Origin of the sequence: Bradyrhizobium sp. SEMIA (assembly GCF_014844175.1) — a bacterium.
GTDB classification, from domain to species: domain Bacteria; phylum Pseudomonadota; class Alphaproteobacteria; order Rhizobiales; family Xanthobacteraceae; genus Bradyrhizobium; species Bradyrhizobium arachidis.
This window is the reverse complement of sequence record NZ_CP046601.1, coordinates 6565619-6589867: the sequence shown is the minus strand read 5'-3', so window position 1 is coordinate 6589867 and position 24249 is coordinate 6565619. Positions and strand designations below refer to the sequence as shown.

The window sequence follows — 24249 nt, the reverse complement described above, 5'->3', positions numbered from 1 at the left end:
TTGGCTGCGAAGATATTCGTCATATTTGGGCCGCGGCCGTCCGGTCGGATGCAGGCCGTCGTCGCGCTCATAGGGCTCGAAGCCGCATTCGGCGACGTGCACGCCGATGACCGATTCCGGGGGGATGCCGAGCGCCTTCATGCCTTCGAGGTCGGGCGCCATGTGGGTCTTGCCGACCAGCACGTTGCGGACGCCGATCTTCTTGAGATGATCGCCGAGCGTGGGCTCGCCGACCCGCAAGGGCCAGCCGTTCCAGTGCGAGCCATGCGAGCGCATGTAGCGGCCGGTGTAGAATGACATCCGCGACGGGCCGCAGATCGGCGACTGCACATAGGCCTTTGAGAACAGGACGCCGCGCCTGGCCATGGCGTCGATGTTCGGCGTCTTCAGCGTGGGATGGCCGGTGCAGCCGAGATAGTCATAGCGAAGCTGGTCGCACATGATCCAGAGAACGTTCTTCGCGCGCGCCATGCCTCGCCCCTGCATTTTCTTGATTGTTGGATGCTGCGCTATCGCAGGCGCGATGACAAGCCAGTGATGCGCGTGCCTGTGGCCATAAAACTCCACTGTCGTCCCTGCGAAAGCAGGGACCCATAATCCCAGGGAGTGGTTTGGCGAAGACTCGTCGAGCGGGACTAAAACCGTCCGCAACCGATGGATCACGCGGTATGGGTCCCCGCGCCCCGTGCGCAATTGCGCACTAGGCGGGGACGACGAGAAAAATCAAGCCGACCACGGCTCCGCTTCGGCCGCGCTCTTGGCCTTGGCCGACACCGGGGCCTCGCCGATCACCTCGACGAGCGCGCGCAGCGCTTCCTTGACGCCGTCGCCGGTGACGCCGGAGAGCAGCAGTGGCGTCTTCTTGGCGGCGCGCTTCAGCCGGTCCTTCTGCTTCTTCAGCTCGTCCGGCTCGACTGCGTCGATCTTGTTCAGCGCGACGATCTCGATCTTGTCGGTGAGCTGCCCGCCATAGGCATCGAGCTCCTTGCGCACGGTCTTGTAGGCTTTGCCGGCATGCTCGCAGGTCGCATCGATCAGATGCAGCAACACGCGGCAGCGCTCGACATAGCCGAGGAAGCGGTCGCCGAGGCCGGTGCCTTCATGCGCGCCTTCGATCAGGCCGGGGATGTCGGCAAGCACGAACTCGCGGCCGTCGGCGTTCACGACGCCGAGCTGCGGATGCAGCGTGGTGAAGGGATAGTCGGCGATCTTCGGCCGCGCCGCGCTGACCTTGGACAGGAAGGTCGACTTGCCGGCATTGGGCATGCCGACGAGACCGGCATCGGCGATCAGCTTCAGCCGCAGCCAGATCCAGCGCTCCTCGCCCACCTGGCCGGGATTGGCGTTGCGCGGCGCGCGGTTGGTCGACGATTTGAAATGCGCGTTGCCGAAGCCGCCATTGCCGCCCTCGGCCAGCACGAATTTCTCGCCGACCTTGGTGAAGTCGTGGATCAGCGTCTCGCGGTCCTCGTCGAAGATCTGCGTGCCCATGGGGACCTTCAGCACGATGTTCTTGCCGTTGGCGCCGTGACGGTCCGAGCCCATGCCGTTCTCGCCCTTCTGGGCCTTGAAGTGCTGCTGGTAGCGGTAGTCGATCAGCGTGTTGAGGCCGTCGGCGACCTCGATGATGACATTGCCGCCGCGGCCGCCATTGCCGCCGGAGGGACCGCCGAACTCGATGAACTTCTCGCGGCGGAACGCCACGCAGCCGTTCCCGCCGTCACCGGAGCGGATATAGACCTTTGCTTCGTCGAGGAATTTCATGGGCCATAGGTAGGCCAGAGGCGGGGAAGCGGCAACCCGGACTTGTCCGTGAAAACCAGGAAATTCGGCAAATTTCGGTGCTTGCTTAACCCCAGATCCCGCTCTTGCCTCAATTTGGCGACGGCCGGTCCCGGGCCGGCGCGCCGCCAGCCGGCAGCAGGACGCAGCGAAGTGGGTGCTGACGGGCCGCCGCAAGGTTCTGGATTTTTTCGCGGAAGGCCGCGGCCTCGGTGCGGGGAAAGATCCCGCATGAGCCGCGCTTGCGCGCATGGGTGGAAAATACGATCGCGATGGCGCGCTCGCGGCTCATCCCCAGCACGTTTTCGAGAACGAAGGTCACGAACTCCGATGGCGTATAGGGCTCATTGAGCAGAACGAGCTCCAGATAAGCCGCCTCGCCGCGATCGGCTTCGACATCGGCCGCGACGCCCTTGGCGATACCATGGCTCAGATAAACCAGGGCGTCGTAGCGGGTTGCGCCCTGTGCCGAAAGAAAGCGACCGACCGGCTCGGCGAACAGCTCGACGAGCATGTCGGCACCCGTCACGACCGTCCGTTCGGACAGCTGCGCCTCGTTGAAGGCAAGCTGGAGCAGATGACCGAGGCCCGTCGTTGGCTCCGTCGCGCTCGCAGCCTCGACATCCCTCCGCAGGCGCGTGAGGTCGATGCCGCAGGCCTTCAGCACAGGCGATGCGTCTTCGCCCTCGATCAATGCGATGAGCAAATCCTGCGGGCCCGGATGCGTGCGGCCTTGCGCCCGTGCGGCTGAAGTCGCGCGCTGGAGCGAACGCTTGAATGTCTCGGAGCAGGGCGGAAGCAGTGCCATCGCGGACCATCAGGATGCGGAGTGTGCACGGGGTTTGTCGGCACCTTCTCCGTCGTGGTTCACGCGGTCCCGCTTGCTTCGCTCGCGCCGTGAGACGTGTCCGCTAGCCCGGCCGGCGCCGGATCAGGAATTTCTGCACGCCCTCCAGCACCAGCTCCTTGCGCTGGTTGAACACGGTGCTCTTCAGCGTCACCGCGCCGGTCGTGCGGCCCGGCACCAGTTCGGTGACCTCCAGCGCGGGATAGATCGTGTCGTCGGCGAAAACCGGTTTGAGGAACCGGCTCGACTGCTCGAGGAAGCCGACCAGGGATTCCTCGACCATGAACGGAAACAGGCCGGCGCCGGGCGCGGTGTGGATCAGGGTCTGGAAGCCGTGCGCCAGCAGATGCGGCATGCCGCGGCTGCGGCAATATTCCACATCATAGTGCACGGGATGGGTGTCGCCGCTCGCGGTCTGGAATGCCGCGAACACCGCGGTGGTCTGGGTCCGGCTCGGCAGCACGAAGCGCTCGCCGACCACGAAATCCTCAAACCAGCGTTGCGTGGGGATCATGCGATGCTGGGCTGGATCGAAGTCGGTCATGTCGATGCTCTTTCGTTCGTGGGCGGCCTATCGCTACCGCGCCGCGAAGAGTGCGACAATCCGTTCAATTCGGCGCAAGCGGGCTTGTCGCGGGTGCTCACGTCATTAAAACGACCGCAAGCGACTCTAGTCGCCGGTTTCCGCCGCTGTCTCAGCCGTCATTGCGAGGAGCGAAGCGACGAAGCAATCCAGACTGCCGCTGCGGAGACAGTCTAGATTGCTTCGCTTCCGCCTTCGCTCTTCGAGCTTCGGCGGACAAGCCGCTCGCGACGACGAACTTTCACACTCCGACCAATAGCGATGCCCTTCTTCAAAAACCTCTCCGCCTATGACGACCGCTCCGCGCGCCTGGCCGGCATCGCGCTGATGGTGCTGTCGATCTTCATGTTCTCGTTCGGCGACGCCATGGGCAAATTCCTGGTCGGGACGTATTCGGTGGGGCAGCTCCTGTTCCTGCGCGCCTGCGCGGCGCTGCTGCTGCTGACGCCGCTGATCTGGAAGCAGCGCCACCAGTTCCTGGATCTGGAGCGGCCGGGTCTGCAGCTGTTTCGCGTCGTGCTCTCGACGCTCGAGGTCGCCGCCTTCTTCCTCGCGACGGTCTATCTGCCGCTCGCCGACGTCATCACCTATTATCTCGCCGGCCCCATCTTCGTCACCGCGATGTCGGCGATCTTCTTGGGGGAGAAAGTCGGCTGGCGGCGCTGGACCGCGATTCTGATCGGCTTCTGCGGCGTCCTGATCGCGCTGCGGCCGTCGGCGCAGACGGTGAGCCTGCCGGCGCTGATCGCGCTCGGCGGCAGCCTGTCCTTCGCAACGTTGATGCTGATCACGCGGAGCCTGCGCAAGACGCCCGACATCGTGATGGCATCCTCGCAATTCATCGGCACCTTCTCGCTGGGTGCGGTGCTGTCGGCATTCCATTGGGTGCCGCCGACGCCGGGGAGCCTCGTCTTCTTTGCGCTGGCCGGGCTCATCTCGGTCACTGCGCTGTTCTGCGTCAACCGCTCGCTGAAGCTCGCGCCGGCGAGCGTGGTGGTGCCGTACCAATATTCGATGATCGTCTGGGCCGTGATCTTCGGCTTCGTCGTATTCGGGGATGTGCCACAGGTCGCCACCATCGTCGGCGCGGCCATCATCATCGGCGCGGGGTTCTACATCTATCTGCGGGAGCGCGATTTGGGGCGCGCCAGTGAAGAGGTCAATCCACCGGTGTAGCCACAACGTCGTCCCGGGGCGCGCAAAGCGCGAACCCGGGACCCATACCCCCAGGGCGTGGTTTGACGAAGACTCGGAGTGGGCGCCGCGTCCCGCACTCCTTCCTGTGGTTATGGGTCCCCGCGTGCGCGGGGACGACAGTTGTGAATGTGGTTGCGCTTCTGCCTGCCTCACGGTGATTGCGGCAGCGCCTCCGCCTACCTCATCCGTCTCGCGCTGCTCCAGCTCTTCAGCGACGACCACACGCCGCGCGAGAGACGGAAGCAGTCGACCGGCGTCGAGGAGCCCAGCGCCAGGAAGCGGTGCAGCTGCACGCCGCTCCACTGGAAGCCGCACTTCTCCAGCACCTTGCGCGAGGCCGGGTTGGTGACGCGTGCGCCGGCGTAGAGGTGGTCGTCCTCGAACTCCTCGAAGAAGAAGTCGATCGCGCCGCGCGCGGCCTCGGTGGCAAAGCCCTGGCCCCAATGCTCGACGCCGAGCCAATAGCCGAGCTCGGCATTGCCAGGCGTGGAGCAGTCGATCCCGACCATGCCGACCGGCCCGCTGTCCTGCTCGATCAGGAATACGGTCTCGCTGCCGAGCTCGGACGTGGCCCGGATGAATTCGACGGCGTCGTCCTGCGAATAGGGATGGGGGAGGCGGCGGGTGTTCTCCGCGATGCGGAGGTCGTTGGCGAGCTGGGCGATGGTCCTGACATCGGCGAGGGTCGGCCGCCGCAAGGTCAGCCGCTCGGTGGCGACGACGCTCGGTCTCGCCTCCCGCAAGGTCACGCTCGAGAAATCCTGCAACATGTCCGGCTCCGTGAAAGTCACTAAGTGAAAAGTGAGCAAGTCAAAGAAAAGGGGAGGCCGGTTTCCCGCCTCCCCTTGGAGCCTTCGATCTTTTGATCTCTGGACTCCGCCGGTTTGGTAGGACCCGGCGGACTCCAAATGATCCACCGTCTATTCAGCCGCCTCTGCGATCGGGAGTACCGATACGAAGGTGCGGCCGTTGGCTTTGGCCTGGAACGCAACACGACCTTCGACCTTGGCGAACAAGGTATGGTCCGTGCCCATGCCAACGTTAAGGCCCGGGTGCCAGGTGGTGCCGCGCTGACGCGCAATGATGTTGCCGGGAGTGACGATCTCCCCGCCGAACGCCTTGATGCCGAGGCGCTTACCCTTCGAATCGCGTCCGTTGCGCGATGAACCGCCTGCTTTTTTGTGAGCCATGGCTCGTCTCCGAAATCCTGCGTAGTTCTAGGTCAATTCCTTGACGGAATCATTTCAAAACGTCGCACGCATCAATTCGTGAATTGGCGTGATCGGTTTTCGTTACTCGGCGGCTTCCTTTGCCACCTTCTCCTTCTTCGGCCGCGGGCCCTTGGTGGGCTTGGCGTTATCCGTCAGGATCTCGCTGATGCGCAGCACCGTGATCTCGTCACGGTAGCCGCGCTTGCGGCGCGAGTTCTTGCGGCGGCGCTTCTTGAACGCGATGACCTTCGGGCCGCGCTTGTGGTCGAGCACCTCGACCGCAACGGACGCGCCTGCGACCGTCGGAACGCCCAGCACCGGCGTGTCGCCGCCGAGCACCAGAACTTCATTCAACTGCACGATCGAGCCGACTTCGCCTTCGATCTTGCCTACTTCGAGAACATCATCCGGCACGACGCGGTATTGCTTGCCGCCGGTTTTGATGACTGCGAACATCGTTTTTTTCTCCGTGTTCAATCCCGGCCTCGCGACGAGAATCGTCCGGGCCGGCTTTTTGTCAGTCGCTATGGGTTTATCTGCGTTTTGTGCGGGTGGGAGTTATCCCTTTGAAAACCCACGCAAAAACAAGCGGCGCGAGAAACGCCCCGCGCCGGCTGTGGGACTTATAGCCGCTGGTCTCCGCAAGTCAAGGAAAAGCGGGCGAAACGGCCCGGATTTGAAGGATTTGGGCCCCATCCACGGCCCCAGCGAATCTCGGTCCGCGCTGCAACCATCGGGTTCCCGGGCAGTTAGTCCGCCGGACGGTTAAGCGGGCAAGGGCTCTCATGGCAACAGACGAACTGGTGAATACGACGGGCATCGCCCAGCACGGGGCGGAGCGGCTGCCGTCGGTGGACGTCGACAGCTTCAACCTCGAGATCAAGGACGAGGACGGTTTCCTCGGCGACCGCGCCAGCAAGAGCGCGTTCCGCGAGATCCTCGACCGCTGGCGCAAGCCGCTGCGCAAGACCGGCGAGGACCCGTTCGGCAAGGAGCCGTCGGAGAACATCAGCAAGAAGACGCTGGATGCCATCCTGATCGGCGACGACACCGAGGCCTCCGCAGTGGTGCACAGCGCGATCGAGGATTTTGCCCAGGAGCTCGCCTACGTCACCCGTCGTTTCCTCAAGACTAAGGCCTGGGCCAAGACCGAGCGCATCGTGGTCGGCGGCGGTTTTCGCGATTCCCGGCTCGGCGAGCTCGCGATCGCGCGCACCGAGATCATCCTGAAATCCGAGGATTTCAAGATCGACATGATGCCGATCCGCCATCACCCCGATGAAGCCGGCCTGATCGGCGCGCTGCACCTCGCGCCATCCTGGATCTTCGAGGCCCATGACAGCATCCTCGCGGTCGACATCGGCGGCACCAACATCCGCTGCGGCCTGGTCGAGACCGGCTGGAAAAAAGCCAAGGACCTGTCGAGGGCCAAGGTCGTGGACTCCGAGCTGTGGCGTCATGCCGACGATGAGCCGACGCGCGAAGGCGCGGTGAAGCGGCTGACGAAGATGCTGAAGGCACTGATCACCGGGGCCGAAGCCGAAGGCTTCAAGCTCGCGCCCTTCATCGGCATCGCATGTCCCGGCGTGATCAACGCGGACGGTTCGATCGAGAAGGGCGCGCAGAACCTGCCGGGCAATTGGGAGAGCAGCAAGTTCAACCTGCCGGCGAGCCTGATCGAGGGTATCCCAGAGATCGGCGGGCACGACACCGCGATCGTGATGCACAATGACGGCGTGGTTCAGGGCCTCTCCGAGGTGCCGTTCATGCAGGATGTCTCGCGCTGGGGCGTGCTCACCATTGGCACCGGGCTCGGCAATGCCCGGTTCACCAACCGCCGCAAGGAGGGCAACGGCAAGGACCGGGATTCTACGGAGAACGGCAAGAAAAAGGGCAAGTCGGACTAACCAGCGTTTTCGAGCGAAGTGGATTCCGGTTCGCTCAAGAAAACGCGCAAAAAATGGATTCGGCGCCCCGTTCCGACGTCGTCGGAACAGATGCGGCGCCGGAGTAACCTTGACTGGTTAGGTTAAGGACCGCTTTGCGTTGCGGCGCACCGGCTGCACGCTAGGGTCGCATCGTCGCCTCACCCTGGCCGGCGAAGCCGCCCTTCCTGGCCAGCATTTCAATGAGCGGCACCGGGACCGCCAGTGTTTACCGCGTCTGGCGGTCCCACCCGTTTTTGGGTTTCCGCGAGCCCCAAAGCGCGATGAGATCAGGATGAATCGTCATCGCGCTTTAGGTTATTGTTTGAGCAGGATCTTTTCGGAAAACCGCTGCGCACTTTTCCGGATCATGCTCTAGCTCCAGCCGATGCGCTGAAAGAACGCCGCGATCTCCGCGGCCGCGCGATCGGGGTCTTCCCGGTGCGGGAAGTGGCCGACGCCGGGAAACATCGCGAGATCAAGCGCGCCAAACGTCTCGCCCAGCCGGTCGGTCCAGGCATAGGGAAACAGCGGATCGTGCTCGGCCCAGCGCACGCAGGTCGGCACGATGATCGGCGGGAGAAGCGGTGCTTCGCCCTTCATCATCGCGACGCGCCCGGCATGCGAGGCGCGATAATGCGCAAAGCCGCCGGCGAGGTTGCCGTCCTTGAAGAAGTTGTCGCCGAACGCGTCGAGGACATCGTCGAAGGCATCTTTCCGATGCGCCCAGCCCTTGAGGAAGTGGCTGATGTAAAGCCGGCAGGTCTCGCGGCTCGCACCAACCAGCGCCGGCGCCATCTCCATCTGGTGGAAGGACTGGTACCAGATGTGGTTGAGCCGATCAGGCGCCGCCATGCGCGGCCCGATGCCGGGATAGACGAAATCGAAGAAAAACAGCCCTGCCAGCCGCTCCGCCGCCTGCCGGGCCAGCGGCTGCATCACGGCGCCGCCGACATCATGGCCGACCACGCCGAATCGGTCGATGCCGAGGCGGTCCATCAGCGCCAGCATGTCGGCGGCGTGGCCGTCCGGACCGTACGCCCCGTCCGGCTTGTCGCTGTCGCCGAAGCCGCGCAAATCGGGCGCGATCAGCATGAAGCGGTCCGCCAGGCGGGCCATCACCGGCTTCCAGGTCAGCCAGAATTCCGGCCAACCATGCAGCAAAAGCAGCGGTTTTCGCCTCCGGCGCGGACCACGTGGAAATTGGCCCCGTTAGCCTTGACCGTGAGATGCTCCATGGCGGTTCCTCCAGGGCTGAAGAACGGCGGGCGAAAGAGGCAGCGGATTTTCCCCTTTCGCGCCTTGTCTGGCCAGCCATCCTCGCCTATTAACGCCCCCAACCACAGGGGCCGCAGCTCCTATATGGCGCCTTCAGGAGAGGTGGCAGAGTGGTTGAATGCACCGCACTCGAAATGCGGCATAGGTGCAAGCCTATCGGGGGTTCGAATCCCTCCCTCTCCGCCAGCAGAATCGAGAACAGCCGAAACAGTGAGCCTTTTGATCCGAAAGGACTTTTTGGGCCTCGTTCCGGATCACCGTTGGTACACGGACCAGGGTCAACGCGCTGTTCATGCCGGAGGAGCGTCCGGAAAGCGGAATCTATCTCCGGTCTGGACGCCAAGTTCGCGTGAACGGCCGCGGTCGCCATCGAGGCGGCGCCGACATCCCTCGCGCCTCCAGATTCGAATACGACTTCAGGTTCGAATTCGAGCTCGCCAGCCGCTCCTTCGAGTGCACGATGCCCACCGCCGTGCGCGTGAGCTAATGCGCGGCGATGCCCGCGCTCTCGATAACCCGCTTGTAGCGTGCGGTCTCCTCGACGATGAACGGTCCCATCTCGGCCGGCCCCTTGTCGGCGATCGACACCTGGCCGTTGGTGGCGAGATCGGCAGCGATGCCGGGATCAGCGAGCACGGCGGCCAGCGCCTCAGAGAGCTTGCCCACGATTCTCGGGTCGGTTCCGGCCGGGACCGAGACCCAGGTCGAGCCGACACTGACGGCGTCCGGGTAGCCGGCCTCGAGCACCGTCGGCGCGTCGGGCAGCGCGGCCAGCCGCGCCGCGCCGGTGGTGCCGAGCACCTTGACCTTACCGGTGTCGATCAGCGGCCTGAGCACGGCGAGGTAATCGAAGGAAACGTCCAGGATGCCCGACATCATGTCGGTCATCTGGCTCGAGCCCGACTTGTAGGGCACGTGGGTCAGCTTGATGCCGGCGGCCGCCTGGAACATCTCGCCGGCAAGGTGCTGGGCGGTGCCGGGGCCGGGTGAGCCGAAATTGACCTTGCCCGGGTTGGCCTTCGCGTAGGCGACGAACTCAGCCAGCGTGCTGTAGGGCGCTGCTGCGGTCGCGACGAGGATCTGGTTCGCCGAGCTCACGCCGCGGATATGGACGTAGCTCTTGAGCGGGTCGTAGTTGAGCTTCGCCATCCCCAGGTTCGGCTGGATCGTCATCGGTCCGCCGGAGGCGTAGAGCACGGTGTAGCCGTCCGGCTGGGCCCGGGCAACGAACTCCGTCCCGATGGTCCCGCCAGCGCCGGGTCGGTTCTCCACCACCACGGGCTGCCCAAGCCGCGTCCGCAGCAGCTCCGCGATCTTGCGCGAGACGAGATCGGTGACGCCGCCGGCCCCGAACGGCACCACCCAGGTGATCGCGCGGTTCGGCCAGGATTCCGCGGCCGTCTGGGCCGCCGCGTTGCCCGCCTGAAGCACCAGCGTCGTCGCGGCGACGAGGCAGAGGAGCGCTCTCGTCACCGTCCCTGCGGGACGCCCGCTCAGGCCTGCAGCCGTACACTCGACAATCATTCGCTCATCCCATTCTTAACGATCAAAATTGCGGCAGCGTCCGCAACGAGCCCTGGAAATTGACTGGGGGATCGCCGTCGCCGCTGCGCGTCGCCGAGGTCACGTTGATGCCGACCAGCAGGCCTGGGTGGATCCATGCACAGCGAGATGACGGACCTGACCGTCAACCCGCGTCGCGCCTCGCCAACGCCGGTCGCCTCGATGGCGACGCTCGCCAGTGAGGCCGGCGCGGTGCGCCACCATCAGCAGCGGCGGCACACGCTGCAATTGTTGAAGGGATGTTCGGCATACCAGGCCGTATCGAAACCGGCGGCTTCCGCGGGGCGGTCTGCGCGACCGCGTTGTCGATCACCTGTCGCGAGGTCTCATGATAACCGCGCTGCTGCGCCAGGACGAAGACGCCGAACTCCATGGATGCAGTCCTCCCTCGTTGCAGTGTGGCCGTTTATGGCCATGTTGAGCGAAGGCTACAGTCTCGAGTCTCTTCCAACCATTGGCGCAGTTTGAGCATCTCTTTTGCAGAATATGAAAAGATCGATGGATCGCCTTCGGGCCATAAGCTGCGATCCCTTGGCTCGTTTTGCTCTTGAACTTTTGCCCGACGCGTCACCAATTCCGGCTCGCGCGTAAGTCATTGATCTTGCAGCCGCCGGCTACTGTGCATGGGGTTGTTTTCGGCATTTTTATTTGATCGGCTACGGAAGCGGCGCGCGAGCTGGTCCATCAGTCGCCGGCTGCGGTTGAAGAAGGCTATAATCGCCCCGTCTGCCCGAGGATTCCCCGATGACGGCTAAAATCGACCTCCTCACGCTGCAGTTGTTCGTCGCGATCGTCGAGGAGCAGAGCATCGCGAAGGCGGCGGAGAAAAAGAACATCGCCGCGTCCGCGGTCAGCCGCCGCATCTCTGACATCGAGGACCGCTTCCAGGTCGAGCTGCTGCATCGCCATTCCAAGGGGATCGAGCCGACGCCGGCCGGGTTCGCCCTGCTCGAGCATGCCCGCATCATCCTGGGAAACCTCTCTAGGCTCGAGAGCGAGCTGACCGGATACCGACAGGGCAAGCGCGGGCTGATCCGGGTCTGCGCCAACAAGTCCGCGATCCTCGAAGCGCTCGCCGACGAGCTCAGCCTGTTCCTGGAACGGCATCCGCTGGTCCACATCGACATCGAGGAGGACTTGAGCCCCGCGATCGTCCGCGCCGTGGTGGAGAACCGGGCCGACATCGGCATTTTCGGCGGCAACATCGACGGACAGGATCTGGAGCTGCTGTCCTATCGCAGCGACAGCCTGGTCGCGCTCGTCACGCGCGACCATCCGCTGGCGGGCCGGAGCAGCGTTCGTTTCCGCGAGCTGGTCGATTTCGACTTCGTCAGCCTCGAGAAAGGCAGCTCGATCGAGACGCTGTGCGTCAGGGCCGCTGCGGCGCTCGGGCAGCACCTCAAGGTGCGCATCCGCGTCAGCAGTTTCGATGCGCTGTTCCGCGTCATCGATGCCAAGATGGGAGTGGGGGTCGTGCCGCTCGAGATCGTTCGCGGCCGCTACGGCGTCGACAGCCTCGTCACCATCCCGCTCGATGAGTCCTGGGCGCGGCGCGAGCTGGTCATGGGCGTGCGCGATTACAAATCGCTGCCACCGGTCACGAAACTGCTGGTGGACCATTTGCGCAACCCGGATGGTGCGCGTCTCGCCGCGAGCAGCGGCTCCGACCGCCTGACGGTCGTCCGCAGCAGGAGCTGACCTCGCCCGTGCCGACGGCCAGCCATCGCCGGCCGCGATGGCCGACTGCCCAACCGTCACTGCACATTTGCGGAACGCTCTTTTATCCTCCTTCCCAACATCTCTGCCGGTCGGCATGATCGGCAGCAATACGGCACATCAGATGCCGGATAGGGAGGACGGATCGTGGACACGCACGGTCGTACGCTGCTGGCCAAAATCTGGGACCAGCATGTCGTCGCGCAGCTCAGCGACGATACCGATCTGCTTCACGTGGATCGCCATCTGCTGCACGATCTCGGCGGCTCCCGCGGCCTGATCGACCTGAAAAGCCGCAACATTCCGGTCCACAATCCCGAGCTGACCTTCGCGACGCCCGATCATGCGATTTCGACCGCGTCCGGGCGGGCCGGCACCATCAAGACCGGGTGGGAGCTGCTGGCGGCGTTGCGGACCGAGACAGCAGCCAGCAACATCCAGCTGTTCGACATCGACCAGCCGGGGCAGGGCATCGTCCATGTCATCGGGCCTGAGCTCGGTCTCAGCCTGCCCGGCTGCCTGATCGTCTGCGGCGACAGCCATACCTGCACCCATGGCGGGCTCGGCGCTCTCGCCTTCGGCATCGGCTCCAGCGAGCTAACCCACGTGCTGGCGACCCAGACCATCATCCAGCGCCGGCCCAAAACCATGCGCGTGACGTTCGACGGCAAATTGCCGTTCGGTGTCACGGCGAAGGATCTCATCCTCGCGCTGATCGGCCATGTCGGCGCCGCCGGCGGCACCGGTTATGCCGTCGAATATGCCGGCAGTGCCATCAGGGACATGCCGATCGAAGGGCGGCTCACCATCTGCAATCTGTCGGTCGAGCTCGGTGCCAAGATGGGGTTGATCGCACCTGACGACAAAACCTTCGACTACATCCGCGGCCGTCCCTATGCCCCGAAGGGCGAGATGTGGGAGCGGGCGATTGCGGCGTGGCGGGCGCTTCGGAGCGACAGCGATGCGGTGTTCGATTGCGAGGTGTCGATCGATGTCGGAGCCATCATCCCCCAGATCACCTGGGGCACCAGTCCGGAGCATGTCCTTGGTGTCGATGGCCGCATCCCGGATCCCGCTGATATCGCCGACCCGGCCCGCCGCGGCGCGATCGAGATCGCGCTCGACTATATGGGCCTGACGCCGGGCGCGCCGATCGCCGGCACGCCGGTCGACTGGGTCTTCATCGGCTCCTGCACCAACAGCCGACTCAGCGATCTGCGCGCGGCAGCCGAAGTCGCGCGCGGCCGCAAGGTTGCACCTGGCGTGCGCGCCTGGGTCGTGCCGGGTTCGGAGACCGTCAAGCGCGATGCGGTGGCCGAGGGGCTCGACAAGGTCTTCATCGACGCCGGCTTCGAATGGCGCGAGCCCGGCTGCTCGATGTGCCTTGCCGCCAACGGCGAAACCGTGCCGCCCGGTCAGCGCTCGGTGTCGACGTCGAACCGGAACTTCATCGGCCGGCAGGGGCCGCGTGCCCGCACCCATCTGGCGAGCCCGGCCATGGCCGTCGCGGCGGCGATCTCCGGCGCCATTGCCGACGTCCGGACCATGGAGCGATAGATGGCGCAAGCTTTCACCAAGCTGACCGCGACAGCGGCGCCGATCATGCGCACGAATGTCGATACGGATGTCATCATCAGCATCAACCGCATGATCGGAAATTCCGTTCGCGGCAGTCTCGGCAAATGGGCGTTCGGCTCGCTCCGCTATCTGCCTGACGGCTCTGATAATCCGGAGTTCATCCTCAATCGCGAGCCGTATCGCCAGGCGGAAATCCTGGTCACGGGTCCGAATTTCGGCTGCGGCTCCTCGCGCGAGGCGGCGGTGTGGTCGCTTCAGGAAATGGGCATCCGCGCCATCATCGGATCCGGCTTCGGCGACATCTTCTTCGCCAATTGCTTCCAGAACGGCATCCTGCCGGTGGTGCTGGACAAAGCCATCATCGACAGCCTCGCCGCGGAGATCGAAGCGAGCCAGGGCGCGGGACGCCTCAGCGTCGATCTGGTGGAGCAGACGGTCACCTCGCCGTCGGGGTCACGGCACGTCTTCGAGATCGATCCGCGCCGGCGCGCGGGTCTGCTCGAAGGCTTAGATGAGATCTCGCTGACACTGCGGCGCGACCAGGAGATTCGCGCTTTCCAGGCATCGGACCGCGACGCGCGGCCGTGGATTCACTTTGCAGGACATCAAGCATGAACACGCTCTCGAACATGATCAAGGTCGCCGTGGTCGGCGGCGAAGGCATCGGCCCTGAGGTAACCGACCAGTCGCATCGCATCCTCAAATGGTTTTCGGCGCGGCGCGGCATTCCGGTGGCGCTGCGCGAAGCGCAATATGGTCTCATCCCCTATCTGGCGACAGGCAAGGTATTGCCGGACGATACCGCCGAAGCGATGGAGGAGGCCGACGCGATCCTCTGGGGCGCGACTGGTGGCCCGGAGACCACTGAGGTCCCTGCCGCGGCGCGCAAGGCGGGAAGCCTGCTGTCGTTGCGCAGCAAATACGACCTCTATGCCAATCTCCGGCCCATCGTCGCCAGTCCCGCGCTGGCGGATTCCGCGCCGCTCAAGGCTTCGGTGCTGAAGGATGTCGATTTCATCATCATCCGCGAGCTCACCAGCGGCATCTATTTCGGCGAGCCGCGCGGCATCGAAACGCTGTCCGATGGCCAGCGCCGCGGCTTCAACACCCAGCAATACACCACCAGCCAGGTCCGCCGGGTGGCGCGAACCGCGTTCGAGCTGGCGCGGACGCGCAAGGGCCGGGTCTGCTCCGTCGACAAGGCCAATGTGCTCGAGACCAGCGTATTGTGGCGCGAGGAGGTGACGGCGCTGCATCAAGCGGAATTTACCGATGTGGAGCTGACGCATCTCTATGTCGACAACGCCGCGATGCAGATCGTGCGGGCGCCGTCGCAGTTCGACGTCATGGTGACCTGCAACATCTTCGGCGACATTCTCTCCGATTGCGCCGCGATGGCGTCGGGCTCACTCGGCATGCTGCCGTCGGTCTCGCTCGGGCCGCCGGACCGGCTGGGCCGCCGCAAGGCGCTCTATGAGCCGGTCCACGGCAGCGCGCCCGACATTGCGGGCAAGGGCATCGCCAACCCGCTCGGCTCGATCCTCAGCGTCGCAATGATGTTGCGCATCACCCTCAATCGGCCTGATGATGCGGTGCTGCTGGAGAAGGCCGTGGATACGGCCCTCGCCGCCGGCGCAAGAACGGCCGATATCGCCGAACCCGGCACAAAAAGACTTTCGACCCAGGAGATGGGCGATGCGGTGCTGAACGCGCTCGACAAGGTGGCCGGCAAGGAGAGGGAGCACGCGTGATGAGGACCAGGATCACCAGACGGTCTGCGCTGACGATTGTCGCCGGCGCAGGTGCCTCCATGGCGGCGGGGCGGGCGTGGGCGGATAATCCATCGGGCCGCGTGATCTATCCGGTGGCCATTCCCGTTTATCAATCCCAATTCGTCGCCGACCGGATCGGCTTCTTCAAGGAGGCCGGTCTCGACTGCAAGCTGATCCAGGGCGGCAGCGGCGTGAAGACACGCGAGATCATCGCCTCGTCCCAGGGCGATATCGGCATCGGCGACATCACCCACCCGATGCAGCTCAGCAATCACGGCCGCAGCGCGCGGGTCCTGATGCCGGTCGATACCCGCAGCAACGCCGCGATCTTCATCATCCGCAAGGATCTGTTCGATCAGGGCATCACCACGCTCGACGCGCTGGCGAAGTGGAAGCGGCCCGACGGACGAAAGCCGATCGTCTCGGTGTCGTCGCTGGGCGGCACCAACCACGTCTGGGCCTCCTATTACTTGGAAACCATGGGCCTGGACGACAAGGTGACCTGGATCGGCACCGGCAATGTCGACACCATGATGGGTACGCTGAAAACGAAGCAGGTCGACGTCCTCATCAACTCGCCGTCGATCCTGAAGGATTCGGTCGAGCAGGGCTGGGGCGCATTGTTGTTCGACGGAACGGACGAGGCGGTCTGGACCAAATATATCGGCGGCAAGGTCCCGGTGACGTCGCATTTCTGCCTGCAGTCGAGCATCGACAAGGATCCTCAGAAGATGCAGGCGTTCGTCACCGCGCTGTGGCGCGCGACGCAGTGGATCAAGGGGCACTCTCCCGAAGAGATCTATGACGCGATCGAGCCCTATGTCGGGAGCACGTCGCGCGACGCGAATATTTTCGACTGCGGGGTCATGAAAAAGGTCACCGACTACGATTGCATCATCGATGCGGCCAGCTTCGAACGTGGCCAGAAGGTCTGGTTCCGCGAGATGACCGGCATCAAGCCGCTCGCGATGGCTGATGTCGTCAACACGACCTTCATCGAAGCCGCACGCAAGGCCTATCCGGCTTGAGCGTCCAGGCCTTACAAGCGCCGCAGCTCGATGCGCCGCCAGACATGCGGCGCATCGACGTGCGCGGATTGTGCAAGACCTTCCAATTGGCGGGCACGTCCATCGAGGCGGTGCGCGACGTCTCCTTCAACGTCCGACGCGGCGAATTCGTTGCTCTCCTGGGACCGTCCGGCTCGGGCAAGAGCACCGTCCTCAACATGATCGCGACGCTGCTCAAGCCGACCAGCGGTCAGATCCTGATCGACGGAACGCCCGTCATTCACGGGCAGGCGACGCCGAATGTCGGCTATGTGTTCCAGCGCGATACCCTGTTCCCCTGGCGCACTGTCGCCGACAATATCGGCTACGGCCTCGAGCTCGCAGGTGTCCCGGTGGCGGAGCGGAAGGATCGTGTCAATGCGTGCCTGAAGCAGGCCGGGCTCGAGGGCTTTGGCAACGCCTACCCGTCCGCATTGTCGGGCGGCATGCGCCAGCGCGCCGCCCTGATGCGAACGCTGGTGGTCGAGCCGCAGGTGCTGCTGATGGACGAGCCGTTCGGCGCGCTCGACACCCACACCAAGATCGACATGCACGATGTGCTGCTTCGGATCTGGGAGCGCGAGCAGCAGACCGTGCTGTTCGTCACCCACGATCTCGGCGAAGCGCTGACGCTCGCCGACCGCATCATCCTGTTCTCCGCGCGGCCGGGCCGGATCAAGGAGAGTTTCGAGGTGGACTTTGCCCGTCCGCGCAACGCGGTGAAGATCCGGGAGACGCCGCGCTATGCCGAGCTGTTCCAACTGATCTGGCACTCGCTCGGCGAGGAGTTCATCAAGGGCCGCAAGCCATGAGACGATCGCGCCACGCGGGCAGGACGTTGGCATGGCAGGCGCTGATCTGCGTCGCGCTGCTGTCGATCTGGCAATGGGGCTACGACCTGCACGGCCGCCTTCCCTGGCTGGTGCCGGATCTGCTCGATCCCTATTTCATCTCCAAGCCTTCAGAGATATTCGAGCATTTCCTGATCCTGAGCTGTCTCAAATCCAAGCTCGGTGTCTTCAACGGCTGGTTCAATGGCGAATTCGCCCGCTGCATGGCGCGATCCGAGAACAATCTCTGGATCGCGACCGCCGTGACGCTGAAGAACACCTTCTTCGGCTTCGTGACCGGCGTCAGCAGCGGCTTTGCCGCAGGCCTCGTGCTGGGTCGCTCGGACCGGCTGAGCGCGATTTTCCAGCCGTTCATCACGGCGGTGAATTCGATCCCGCGCATCGCGCTGGCGCCGATCATCGTGCTCGCCTTCGGCATCGGCGATACCTCGAAGGTCGTGACGTCGTGGATCGTGGTCGTCTTCCTCGTGTTCTTCAACACGTTCGAAGGCGCCCGCTCGATCGATGAAGGCTTCATCAATGCGGCGCGGCTGCTCGGCGCCAGCGAATGGCAGATCACCCGCACGGTGGTCATCCCCTCGACCATGGCCTGGGTGTTCGCCTCGCTGACGCCGGCGATCTCCTTCGCCCTGATCGGGGTGATCGTCGGTGAGTTCATCGGCGCGGAACGGGGAATCGGGCGCCTGATCATCGAGTCCGAGGCGCGTGCAGAGGCCTCGGGAATGATGGTCGCAGTCGTCGTGCTGATGCTGGTCGGGGTTGCGCTGTCCGCGCTGATCTGGCGATTGCAGGCCTACCTGCTGCGCTGGCAGCAGCACAATCTCGCCGAATAGCCGGACCGCGGCGGCAAGTCCTTGTCACGGTCTCGCCAACACCGTCCGCGCGGTCGCGACAAACGCGTGCGCCGCCGGCGAAAGCGTGCGGCCCTGCCGCTGGAGCAGCGACACCGGACGGGTGATGGCCGGGCGCACCAGCGGCCGCGCGATCAGTGTCGGAAACTGGTCGGCCGGCAGCATGGTCGCGGGAAGGATCGCAAGTCCCAGCCCCTGAGCGGTCATGGCGAGGGCGGTGTTGATCAGTGTCACTTCATAGGTCGGATCGAGGTGCTTGCCCTGCGCGCCGAGCGCTTGGTCGATCTGGATGCGGATCCGCGTCTCGCGGCGCATCGCGATTGTCGGCATCTGCGCCAGCTCGTCCCATGTGAGAGAACGCCGCGCGGCAAAGTCGGCGGTGCGGCGGCCGATCGCGCTGAGGCGCCCGCTTGTCAACGTCTCGATCGTCATGTCGGCGAATTCGCCTTCGACGCTGCCGATCGCGAACTCCGCATCGGTCGCGGTCAGGCGCGGAACGAGATCGTCGGCGGCAACATCCCGCATGTCGATCTCGATGTCGGGATGGGCTGCGCGGAATATCGCCAGCACCTGAGGCAGCAGCGCCGAGGCGGCGCCGGCCGAGGCGAGGAAGGCGGCTCGGCGGCAGCCCCCTCCTGGCCGCTCACCCCTTTCAGAGGGCTGTCGAGGTGCGTGATGCTGCGCGTCCGGTACACGCCGGTGAAGGCCCGCAGCTGCCGCAAGGTGACATTCATAGGCAACGCTCATGAATTGATGAGTTCTTTCTGGCTTATCTTATAAGCGAGCCTGCAATAAAATGCATGCTGTGCGGACGGTGAAGCCGCTGGGCAAGAGGAAACGAGCATGAGGACACAGGTGCTGGTCGTGGGCGCCGGGCCCGTGGGATTGACCGCGGCGATGGACCTGGCCTCGCGCGGGATCGACGTTATCGTCGCGGAGATCCGCCATGCCGGCGATCCGCCCAGCGTCAAATGCAATCACGTCTCGGCGCGCTCGATGGAGATCTTCCGCCGGCTGGGCGTCGCCGCCAAGCTGCGCGACGCCGGGCTTCCCGCCGACTTCCCGAACGATTGCTCGTACCGGACCACGGCGACCGGCATCGAACTCTGCCGCATCGACATTCCCTCGCGCGCGCGCCGTTACAGCGCCACCGGCGGCCCCGACACCTGGTGGCCGACGCCCGAGCCGCCGCACCGGATCAACCAGCTCTATCTCGAGCCGATCCTGTTCGGCCATGCCGCCGCACAGCCGCGCATCACCATTCTGGCCCGCACCGAGATCACCGACATCGAACAGGATGCCGACCATGTCGTCGCGCAGGCGCGCAATCTCGACAGCGGAGAGACACTTCGCATCGAAGCCAGCTTCGTGATCGGCTGCGATGGCAGCCGTTCCCTCGTCCGCAAATCGATCGGTGCGAGCCTGTCCGGCACGCCGGTGATCCAGCGCGTGCAATCGACCTTCATCGAGGCACCGCAACTGAAGGAGCTGATGGGCGCGCACAAGCCGGCCTGGATGGTGCTCTCGCTCAACCCACGGCGCTCAGGCACGACGGTTGCGATCGACGGCCACGACCGCTGGCTGATCCACAACCATCTGAGGCCCGACGAGCCTGAATTCGATTCTGTCGATCGCGACTGGTCGATCCGCGCCATTCTCGGTGTGGACGAGCGCTTCGAGTACAAAATCCTCAGCAAGGAGGACTGGGTCGGACGCCGCCTCGTGGCCGATCGCTTCCGCGATCGCCGGGTGTTCATCTGCGGCGACGCTGCGCATCTGTGGATGCCCTATGCCGGCTACGGCATGAATGCGGGCATTGCGGACGCCGTCGATCTCTGCTGGCAATTGGCGGCGCATCTCAACGGCTGGGCGCCGGCCGCGATTCTCGATGCCTACGAGGCGGAGCGTCAGCCCATCACCGAGCAGGTGTCGCGCTTTGCGATGGATCACGCGATGAAGATGATGGCGCAGCGCGGCGGCGTCTCAGTGGAGATTGAGGACGACACCCCGCGCGGCCACGCGGCGCGCGCGGCGTTGGCCAGAGCCGCCTACGATCTCAACGTGCAGCAATACTGCTGTGCCGGCCTCAACTTCGGTTACTATTACGATGCCTCGCCGATCATCGCCTATGACGGCGAAACTCCGCCAGCTTATACGATGGGCAGTTTTACCCCCTCCACCGTGCCGGGCGCCCGCGCGCCGCATCTGTTCCTGCGCGATGGGCGGTCGCTCTACGACGCGTTCGGGCCGGGCTACACCTTGCTGCGGCTCGACCCGGCGATCGACGTGGCTCCGCTGAAATCCGCCGCGGCGGAGCGCGGCATGCCGCTCGCGCTGGTCGACATCGCCGCAGACGAAGCCAATGGCGCTTATGCTGAAAACTGGTGCTGGTGCGGCCCGACCAGCACATTGCCTGGCGCGGGCAGCTCGCGCCGGAAAATCCATTGGGCTTGCTGGCGCGCATCACCGCCGCGGCGGCGTAACGAGAACGCATCGAGGAGGGGAACGTGTATCACGTTGCAAGGCGCCGCATCCTGGCCATGCTGACGGCCGCGACTTTCGCCGTGCTGCCGTTTGAGGCCAGCGAGGCGGCCTATCCGGAGCAATTGATCAAGATCATCGTGACCTTCCCGCCCGGCGGCAGCGCCGACACTGTCATCCGTGCGCTCGAGCCGGTGGTCACCGCCGAGCTCAAGCAAGGCCTGGTGATCGAGAACCGCGCTGGCGCCGGAGGCAACATCGGCATGGCCGCGGTCGCACAGGCCGCGCCGGACGGCTACACGCTCGGCGTCGCGCCGGCAGGCGCGCTGACGGTGAACCCGCACCTCAATTCGTCGATGCCGTTCGATCCGAAGCAGCTCGCGCCCATCACGCTGCTTGCGGAAATCCCCTTCGTGCTCGTTGCATCCGCCAACGTGCCGGCGCATTCGGCGGCGGAGACGATCGCGCTTGCCAAGGCAAAGCCGGGTGCGCTGTCGATCGGACATGGCGGCAATTCGACGGCGATGCACCTGACGGCGGCGCTGTTCACGCAGAAGACCGGCATCGCGATGGAGCTGGTGCCGTATCGCGGGACCGCGCCGGCGACGGTCGATGTCCTTGCCGGCCACGTCCCCTTCGCGGTGCTGGATATTCCCGCATCGAAACAGCTGATCCTCGAAGGCAAGCTCAACGCGATCGGCGTGTCCTCGGCGCGCCGTCTGTCATCTCTGCCCGATGTGCCGACGCTGGCCGAGAGCGGCATCGCAGGTTTCGAATCCGTAGGCTGGTTCGGGCTCGTTGCACCGGCCGGCACTCCGCCCGACATCGTCCGCAAGCTGAACGAAGCTTTCGTGAAGGCGCTGAAGGACCCGTCGGTTGCCGAGAAGATCCGGACCCTCGGCGCAGAGCCCGCGCCGACTTCGCCGGAGCAGTTTGGCCGCTTCATCGAGAATGAAAGCACGAAATGGGGCAAGCTGATCAGCGAGGCCGGCATCAAGGCGAACTGAATGTCGTCCGCGGCGCCTTCTCGTCGGCCATCATGCCGGCGCCGCCATCAACGCGCGCCGCAGCACGTCCCAGATCCGCGGCTCGTTCATGTGCGTCACGTTGAACCGCATGAAGTTTTGCGAGGTCTGCGACACGCTGAAGACGTTGCCGGGCGCGAGCACGACATCCTCATTCAGCGCCGCGCGGGCGACCTGCGTGGCATCCTGCCCGCCCGCGAGGCGGCACCACAGGAAGAAGCCGCCGCGCGGCATCAGCCAGGGCTCGATGCTAAGGGCCTGAAGCTTTCGCGCGATGTCGCGGCGCGTGCGCGTGAGCCTTTGCCGGAGCTCGTCCATGTGCTTGCGATAGCTGCCGCCGGCCAGGACATTCGCGATGATCTCGGACGCGACCGGGCTCGGGCCGCCAAAGCTGGTTGCGACCTGGAGATCGACGAGATGCTCGATCCAGTCGGGCCGCGCGGCGATGTAGCCGCAGCGCACCGAGGCCGACAGCGTCTTGGAAAAGCTGCCGATGCGGATCACGCGGTTCAAGCCATCCAGCGCGGTCAGGCGCGGCGAGCGCTCCGGCTCGAAGTCGCCGAAGATGTCGTCCTCGATGATGGTGAGGTCGTGGCTCGCGGCCGCGGTCAGGAGCCGGTGCGCGCTCTGGAGCGAGATCGTCGCGCCGGTCGGGTTGTGCAGCGCTGAATTGGTGATGTAGAGCCGCGGCTTCTCACTGCCGAGGATCTGCTCGAAGCGCGCGATGTCAGGGCCCGACGGCGTGTAGGACACGCTGACGATCCTGACCTGATGCGCGCGCAGCAGCGCGCGAAAATTGAAGTAGCAGGGATCGTCGACCAGCACGGTGTCGCCGGGCCGCAGCAGGAAGCGGCAGATCAGGTCGGTCGCCTGCGTGCCCGAGCCCGTCAGCATCAGCTGGTTGATCGCGGCTTCGATCCCGTCCTCGGCGAGGCGCGCGAGCAGCAGACGGCGCAGCGTGAGCGAGCCGGACGTCGAGCCATAATTGGTCAGCACGCTCGCCTCGGTCCGCGCCAGTGCGCGGGTGGCGCGGCGCAGGGCTTCTTCGGGCATCCAGTCCGGCGGCAACCAGCCGCAGCCGGGTTTGGGCACGGCCGTGTCGGTATCGAGCGATTGCCTGGAGACCCAGAACGGGTCGACCTCGCGGTCGCGGCGCGGCTCGGCCTCGGCAAGTGCCAGCGGCGGCGCAGCCGTCGGCGAAACGTAAAAGCCCGAGCCGCGGCGGGCGCGGATCAGGCCTTCGGCGGCGAGCCGGTCATAGGCTTCGACCACTGTGGACGGCGAGACGCTCATCGTCGCGGCAAGGCTGCGGATCGAGGGCAGGCGATCGCCGGCACTGAGCGCGCGGCCCGCGACCTTGGCGCGGATCGCGCTCATCACATCAAGGGTGCGCGTTCCGCCGCGTCCCTTCGTCTGCGCCGTGCCGTCCAAGGTGTATTGCCTTCCATATCCATACAGTTTTGCCAGATTGTACTGGATTGTCGCTGGTCTCGCCAGCGCAGAACGCCGAGGATGGCGACCCAACAAGCGAGACGAAAATGCAATCTGCGGGCAGTGGCTGGGGCAGCGGAATTGTCGGCGTCATCATCTTCAGCGGCTCGCTGCCGGCGACGCGCGTCGCGGTCGGCGGCTTCTCCGCGCTGTTCCTGACCTCCGCGCGCGCGATCATTGCCGCGCTGATCGGTGCGGCCGTGCTCTTCCTGCTTCGTCAGGCGCGGCCGGAGCGCAAGGATCTCGCCTCGCTCGCGATCGTCTCCATCGGTGTCGTGGTCGGCTTCCCCCTTCTGACCGCACTCGCGCTCCAGCACATCACCTCGGCACATTCGATCGTCTTCATCGGTCTCCTTCCGCTGTCGACTGCCATCTTCGCCGTGCTGCGCGGCGGCGAGCGGCCGCAGCCGCTGTTCTGGCTGTTCGCCGTGCTCGGCAGCGCGACGGTGGCGGGCTTTGCCATGTCCAGCGACGGCTCGGCTTCGCTCATCGGCGATCTCTTGATGGTCGCCGCGATCGTGCTGTGCGGCCTCGGCTATGCGGAAGGCGCCGCGCTGTCGCGCCGCCTCGGCGGCTGGCAGGTGATCTCCTGGGCACTGCTGCTTGCGTTGCCGCTGATGCTGCCGGTCGCGATCTGGGCATGGCCGCCGACGTGGAGCGGCGTCGGTGCGCCGGCCTGGATCGGGCTCGCCTATGTCTCGGTCTTCAGCATGTTCGTCGGCTTCATCTTCTGGTACCGGGGCCTTGCGATCGGCGGTATCGCGCGCGTCGGTCAGTTGCAGCAGCTCCAGCCGTTCTTCGGCCTCGCGCTCGCGGGTCTGCTGCTGCACGAGCCGGTCGCCTGGAGCATGATCGCCGCGACCGCGCTCGTGGTCGCCTGCGTGTTCTTCGCACGGCGGTACGCGTGAGCTCGATACGGCGCAATTTCGGACCAGGCATTGCGAGCACCAACGTTGATCTAGATCAACGTCCGTGCCAGCGCGCGATATCTCATTGCACGAGGAGAGTGACCTCCCCGATGCATCGCGTGCCTTCTTCGCAATGACGTAACA

At 65.0% G+C, this 24249-nt stretch carries 20 protein-coding genes, 1 tRNA gene and 4 pseudogenes; 13 read left to right on the top strand and 12 right to left on the bottom strand.

All coding sequences use genetic code 11. From position 1 onward, the window contains the following. Nucleotides 1-210: 210 nt before the first annotated feature. The 4 genes and pseudogenes from FOM02_RS31735 to FOM02_RS31720 all read right to left on the bottom strand — a co-directional run. Nucleotides 211-441 (bottom strand): annotated as a pseudogene (locus FOM02_RS31735) (sulfatase-like hydrolase/transferase); the annotation flags it as partial. Nucleotides 442-723: 282 nt separating this feature from the next. After that, the gene (obgE, locus tag FOM02_RS31730) at nt 724-1764 is read right to left on the bottom strand and encodes a GTPase ObgE (protein ID WP_265440555.1); all 1041 of its coding nucleotides are present in this window, start codon (nt 1762-1764) and stop codon (nt 724-726) included. A 109-nt stretch (nt 1765-1873) separates the two neighbouring features. Continuing rightward, nucleotides 1874-2590: an ATP-dependent Clp protease adaptor ClpS gene (locus FOM02_RS31725; RefSeq protein ID WP_265440554.1), complete on the bottom strand. Its 717-nt coding sequence runs from the start codon at nt 2588-2590 to the stop codon at nt 1874-1876. A 103-nt stretch (nt 2591-2693) separates the two neighbouring features. Next, on the bottom strand, nt 2694-3173 hold the full coding sequence (locus FOM02_RS31720) for a MaoC family dehydratase (protein WP_027561898.1): 480 nt from the start codon (nt 3171-3173) through the stop codon (nt 2694-2696). Nucleotides 3174-3473: 300 nt separating this feature from the next. Here FOM02_RS31720 and FOM02_RS31715 point away from each other — a divergent pair, with 300 nt between their 5' ends. Continuing rightward, entirely contained in the window at nt 3474-4388 is a 915-nt protein-coding gene (locus FOM02_RS31715; RefSeq protein ID WP_027561899.1) for a DMT family transporter, read from the top strand. Nucleotides 4389-4585: 197 nt separating this feature from the next. On the opposite strand, the gene FOM02_RS31710 is transcribed toward FOM02_RS31715, so the two are convergent. From FOM02_RS31710 to rplU, 3 genes are all read right to left on the bottom strand, one after another. Beyond that, nucleotides 4586-5179: a GNAT family N-acetyltransferase gene (locus tag FOM02_RS31710; RefSeq protein ID WP_027561900.1), complete on the bottom strand. Its 594-nt coding sequence runs from the start codon at nt 5177-5179 to the stop codon at nt 4586-4588. 150 nt (nt 5180-5329) lie between these two features. Further along, on the bottom strand, nt 5330-5599 hold the full coding sequence (rpmA, locus tag FOM02_RS31705) for a 50S ribosomal protein L27 (RefSeq protein WP_018643862.1): 270 nt from the start codon (nt 5597-5599) through the stop codon (nt 5330-5332). Between the two features lie 102 nt (nt 5600-5701). Next, nucleotides 5702-6076 carry a 50S ribosomal protein L21 gene (rplU, locus tag FOM02_RS31700; protein ID WP_027561901.1) on the bottom strand — a complete coding sequence of 125 codons (375 nt, stop codon included), beginning with the start codon at nt 6074-6076 and terminating at the stop codon, nt 5702-5704. 329 nt (nt 6077-6405) lie between these two features. On the opposite strand from rplU, the gene FOM02_RS31695 reads away from it, so the two are divergent. Then, nucleotides 6406-7527 (top strand): ROK family protein, encoded by a 1122-nt coding sequence (locus tag FOM02_RS31695; RefSeq protein ID WP_027561902.1) that lies wholly within the window; start codon nt 6406-6408, stop codon nt 7525-7527. A 393-nt stretch (nt 7528-7920) separates the two neighbouring features. On the opposite strand, the pseudogene FOM02_RS31690 reads toward FOM02_RS31695, so the two are convergent. Then, nucleotides 7921-8783: pseudogene (locus FOM02_RS31690) on the bottom strand (alpha/beta fold hydrolase). A 136-nt stretch (nt 8784-8919) separates the two neighbouring features. Between FOM02_RS31690 and FOM02_RS31685 the strand changes: the two are divergent. Then, nucleotides 8920-9009 (top strand) — tRNA-Ser (locus tag FOM02_RS31685). 297 nt (nt 9010-9306) lie between these two features. Here FOM02_RS31685 and FOM02_RS31680 read toward each other — a convergent pair. Both FOM02_RS31680 and FOM02_RS31675 read right to left on the bottom strand, forming a co-directional pair. Then, nucleotides 9307-10296, bottom strand: a complete 990-nt coding sequence (locus tag FOM02_RS31680; RefSeq protein ID WP_035731961.1) for a Bug family tripartite tricarboxylate transporter substrate binding protein — start codon at nt 10294-10296, stop codon at nt 9307-9309. Between the two features lie 267 nt (nt 10297-10563). Beyond that, nucleotides 10564-10759 (bottom strand): annotated as a pseudogene (locus tag FOM02_RS31675) (LLM class flavin-dependent oxidoreductase); the annotation flags it as partial. A 371-nt stretch (nt 10760-11130) separates the two neighbouring features. On the opposite strand from FOM02_RS31675, the gene FOM02_RS31670 reads away from it, so the two are divergent. The 7 genes from FOM02_RS31670 to FOM02_RS31640 all read left to right on the top strand — a co-directional run bounded on the left by FOM02_RS31670 (nt 11131) and on the right by FOM02_RS31640 (nt 18182). Further along, the gene (locus FOM02_RS31670) at nt 11131-12084 is read left to right on the top strand and encodes a LysR family transcriptional regulator (RefSeq protein WP_027561904.1); all 954 of its coding nucleotides are present in this window, start codon (nt 11131-11133) and stop codon (nt 12082-12084) included. Nucleotides 12085-12249: 165 nt separating this feature from the next. Continuing rightward, a complete protein-coding gene (gene leuC / locus FOM02_RS31665; protein ID WP_027561905.1) occupies nt 12250-13659 on the top strand; it encodes a 3-isopropylmalate dehydratase large subunit in 1410 nt (469 codons plus the stop codon). After that, complete coding sequence (leuD, locus tag FOM02_RS31660; RefSeq protein ID WP_027561906.1) at nt 13660-14295, top strand: 3-isopropylmalate dehydratase small subunit; 636 nt, start codon at nt 13660-13662, stop codon at nt 14293-14295. Further along, on the top strand, nt 14292-15431 hold the full coding sequence (leuB, locus tag FOM02_RS31655; RefSeq protein WP_027561907.1) for a 3-isopropylmalate dehydrogenase: 1140 nt from the start codon (nt 14292-14294) through the stop codon (nt 15429-15431). The genes leuD and leuB overlap by 4 nt, the downstream gene beginning before the upstream one ends. Beyond that, on the top strand, nt 15431-16480 hold the full coding sequence (locus tag FOM02_RS31650) for an ABC transporter substrate-binding protein (protein ID WP_027561908.1): 1050 nt from the start codon (nt 15431-15433) through the stop codon (nt 16478-16480). Before leuB ends, FOM02_RS31650 begins: the two co-directional genes overlap by 1 nt. Before the next feature lie 44 nt (nt 16481-16524). Next, the gene (locus FOM02_RS31645; RefSeq protein ID WP_027561909.1) at nt 16525-17310 is read left to right on the top strand and encodes an ABC transporter ATP-binding protein; all 786 of its coding nucleotides are present in this window, start codon (nt 16525-16527) and stop codon (nt 17308-17310) included. After that, nucleotides 17307-18182 (top strand): ABC transporter permease, encoded by an 876-nt coding sequence (locus tag FOM02_RS31640; protein WP_027561910.1) that lies wholly within the window; start codon nt 17307-17309, stop codon nt 18180-18182. The genes FOM02_RS31645 and FOM02_RS31640 overlap by 4 nt, the downstream gene beginning before the upstream one ends. A gap of 24 nt (nt 18183-18206) precedes the next feature. Here the strand turns inward: FOM02_RS31640 and FOM02_RS31635 are convergent, their stop codons facing one another. Continuing rightward, nucleotides 18207-18947 (bottom strand): LysR substrate-binding domain-containing protein, encoded by a 741-nt coding sequence (locus FOM02_RS31635; protein WP_265440553.1) that lies wholly within the window; start codon nt 18945-18947, stop codon nt 18207-18209. A 96-nt stretch (nt 18948-19043) separates the two neighbouring features. On the opposite strand from FOM02_RS31635, the pseudogene FOM02_RS31630 reads away from it, so the two are divergent. Both FOM02_RS31630 and FOM02_RS31625 read left to right on the top strand, forming a co-directional pair. Further along, nucleotides 19044-20683, top strand: a pseudogene (locus tag FOM02_RS31630) (FAD-dependent oxidoreductase). 24 nt (nt 20684-20707) lie between these two features. Then, nucleotides 20708-21688 (top strand): Bug family tripartite tricarboxylate transporter substrate binding protein, encoded by a 981-nt coding sequence (locus FOM02_RS31625; RefSeq protein WP_027561913.1) that lies wholly within the window; start codon nt 20708-20710, stop codon nt 21686-21688. A gap of 30 nt (nt 21689-21718) precedes the next feature. Here the strand turns inward: FOM02_RS31625 and FOM02_RS31620 are convergent, their stop codons facing one another. Continuing rightward, entirely contained in the window at nt 21719-23137 is a 1419-nt protein-coding gene (locus FOM02_RS31620) for a PLP-dependent aminotransferase family protein (protein WP_027561914.1), read from the bottom strand. Nucleotides 23138-23244: 107 nt separating this feature from the next. Between FOM02_RS31620 and FOM02_RS31615 the strand changes: the two genes are divergently transcribed. After that, on the top strand, nt 23245-24105 hold the full coding sequence (locus tag FOM02_RS31615) for a DMT family transporter (protein ID WP_027561915.1): 861 nt from the start codon (nt 23245-23247) through the stop codon (nt 24103-24105). The last annotated feature ends 144 nt before the right edge of the window (nt 24106-24249 follow it).

Bases quoted from the DNA above. Each gene is read 5' to 3' on its own strand.
- FOM02_RS31645 (WP_027561909.1), top strand. From the start codon at position 16,525: ATGCGGCGCATCGACGTGCGCGGATTGTGCAAGACCTTCCAATTGGCG.
- FOM02_RS31725 (WP_265440554.1), bottom strand. From the start codon at position 2,590: ATGGCACTGCTTCCGCCCTGCTCCGAGACATTCAAGCGTTCGCTCCAG.
- leuD (WP_027561906.1), top strand. From the start codon at position 13,660: ATGGCGCAAGCTTTCACCAAGCTGACCGCGACAGCGGCGCCGATCATG.
- FOM02_RS31640 (WP_027561910.1), top strand. From the start codon at position 17,307: ATGAGACGATCGCGCCACGCGGGCAGGACGTTGGCATGGCAGGCGCTG.
- FOM02_RS31720 (WP_027561898.1), bottom strand. From the start codon at position 3,173: ATGACCGACTTCGATCCAGCCCAGCATCGCATGATCCCCACGCAACGC.
- obgE (WP_265440555.1), bottom strand. From the start codon at position 1,764: ATGAAATTCCTCGACGAAGCAAAGGTCTATATCCGCTCCGGTGACGGC.
- rpmA (WP_018643862.1), bottom strand. From the start codon at position 5,599: ATGGCTCACAAAAAAGCAGGCGGTTCATCGCGCAACGGACGCGATTCG.
- FOM02_RS31635 (WP_265440553.1), bottom strand. From the start codon at position 18,947: ATGAGCGTTGCCTATGAATGTCACCTTGCGGCAGCTGCGGGCCTTCAC.
- FOM02_RS31715 (WP_027561899.1), top strand. From the start codon at position 3,474: ATGCCCTTCTTCAAAAACCTCTCCGCCTATGACGACCGCTCCGCGCGC.
- FOM02_RS31650 (WP_027561908.1), top strand. From the start codon at position 15,431: ATGAGGACCAGGATCACCAGACGGTCTGCGCTGACGATTGTCGCCGGC.
- FOM02_RS31710 (WP_027561900.1), bottom strand. From the start codon at position 5,179: ATGTTGCAGGATTTCTCGAGCGTGACCTTGCGGGAGGCGAGACCGAGC.
- FOM02_RS31615 (WP_027561915.1), top strand. From the start codon at position 23,245: ATGCAATCTGCGGGCAGTGGCTGGGGCAGCGGAATTGTCGGCGTCATC.
- leuB (WP_027561907.1), top strand. From the start codon at position 14,292: ATGAACACGCTCTCGAACATGATCAAGGTCGCCGTGGTCGGCGGCGAA.
- rplU (WP_027561901.1), bottom strand. From the start codon at position 6,076: ATGTTCGCAGTCATCAAAACCGGCGGCAAGCAATACCGCGTCGTGCCG.
- FOM02_RS31695 (WP_027561902.1), top strand. From the start codon at position 6,406: ATGGCAACAGACGAACTGGTGAATACGACGGGCATCGCCCAGCACGGG.
- FOM02_RS31670 (WP_027561904.1), top strand. From the start codon at position 11,131: ATGACGGCTAAAATCGACCTCCTCACGCTGCAGTTGTTCGTCGCGATC.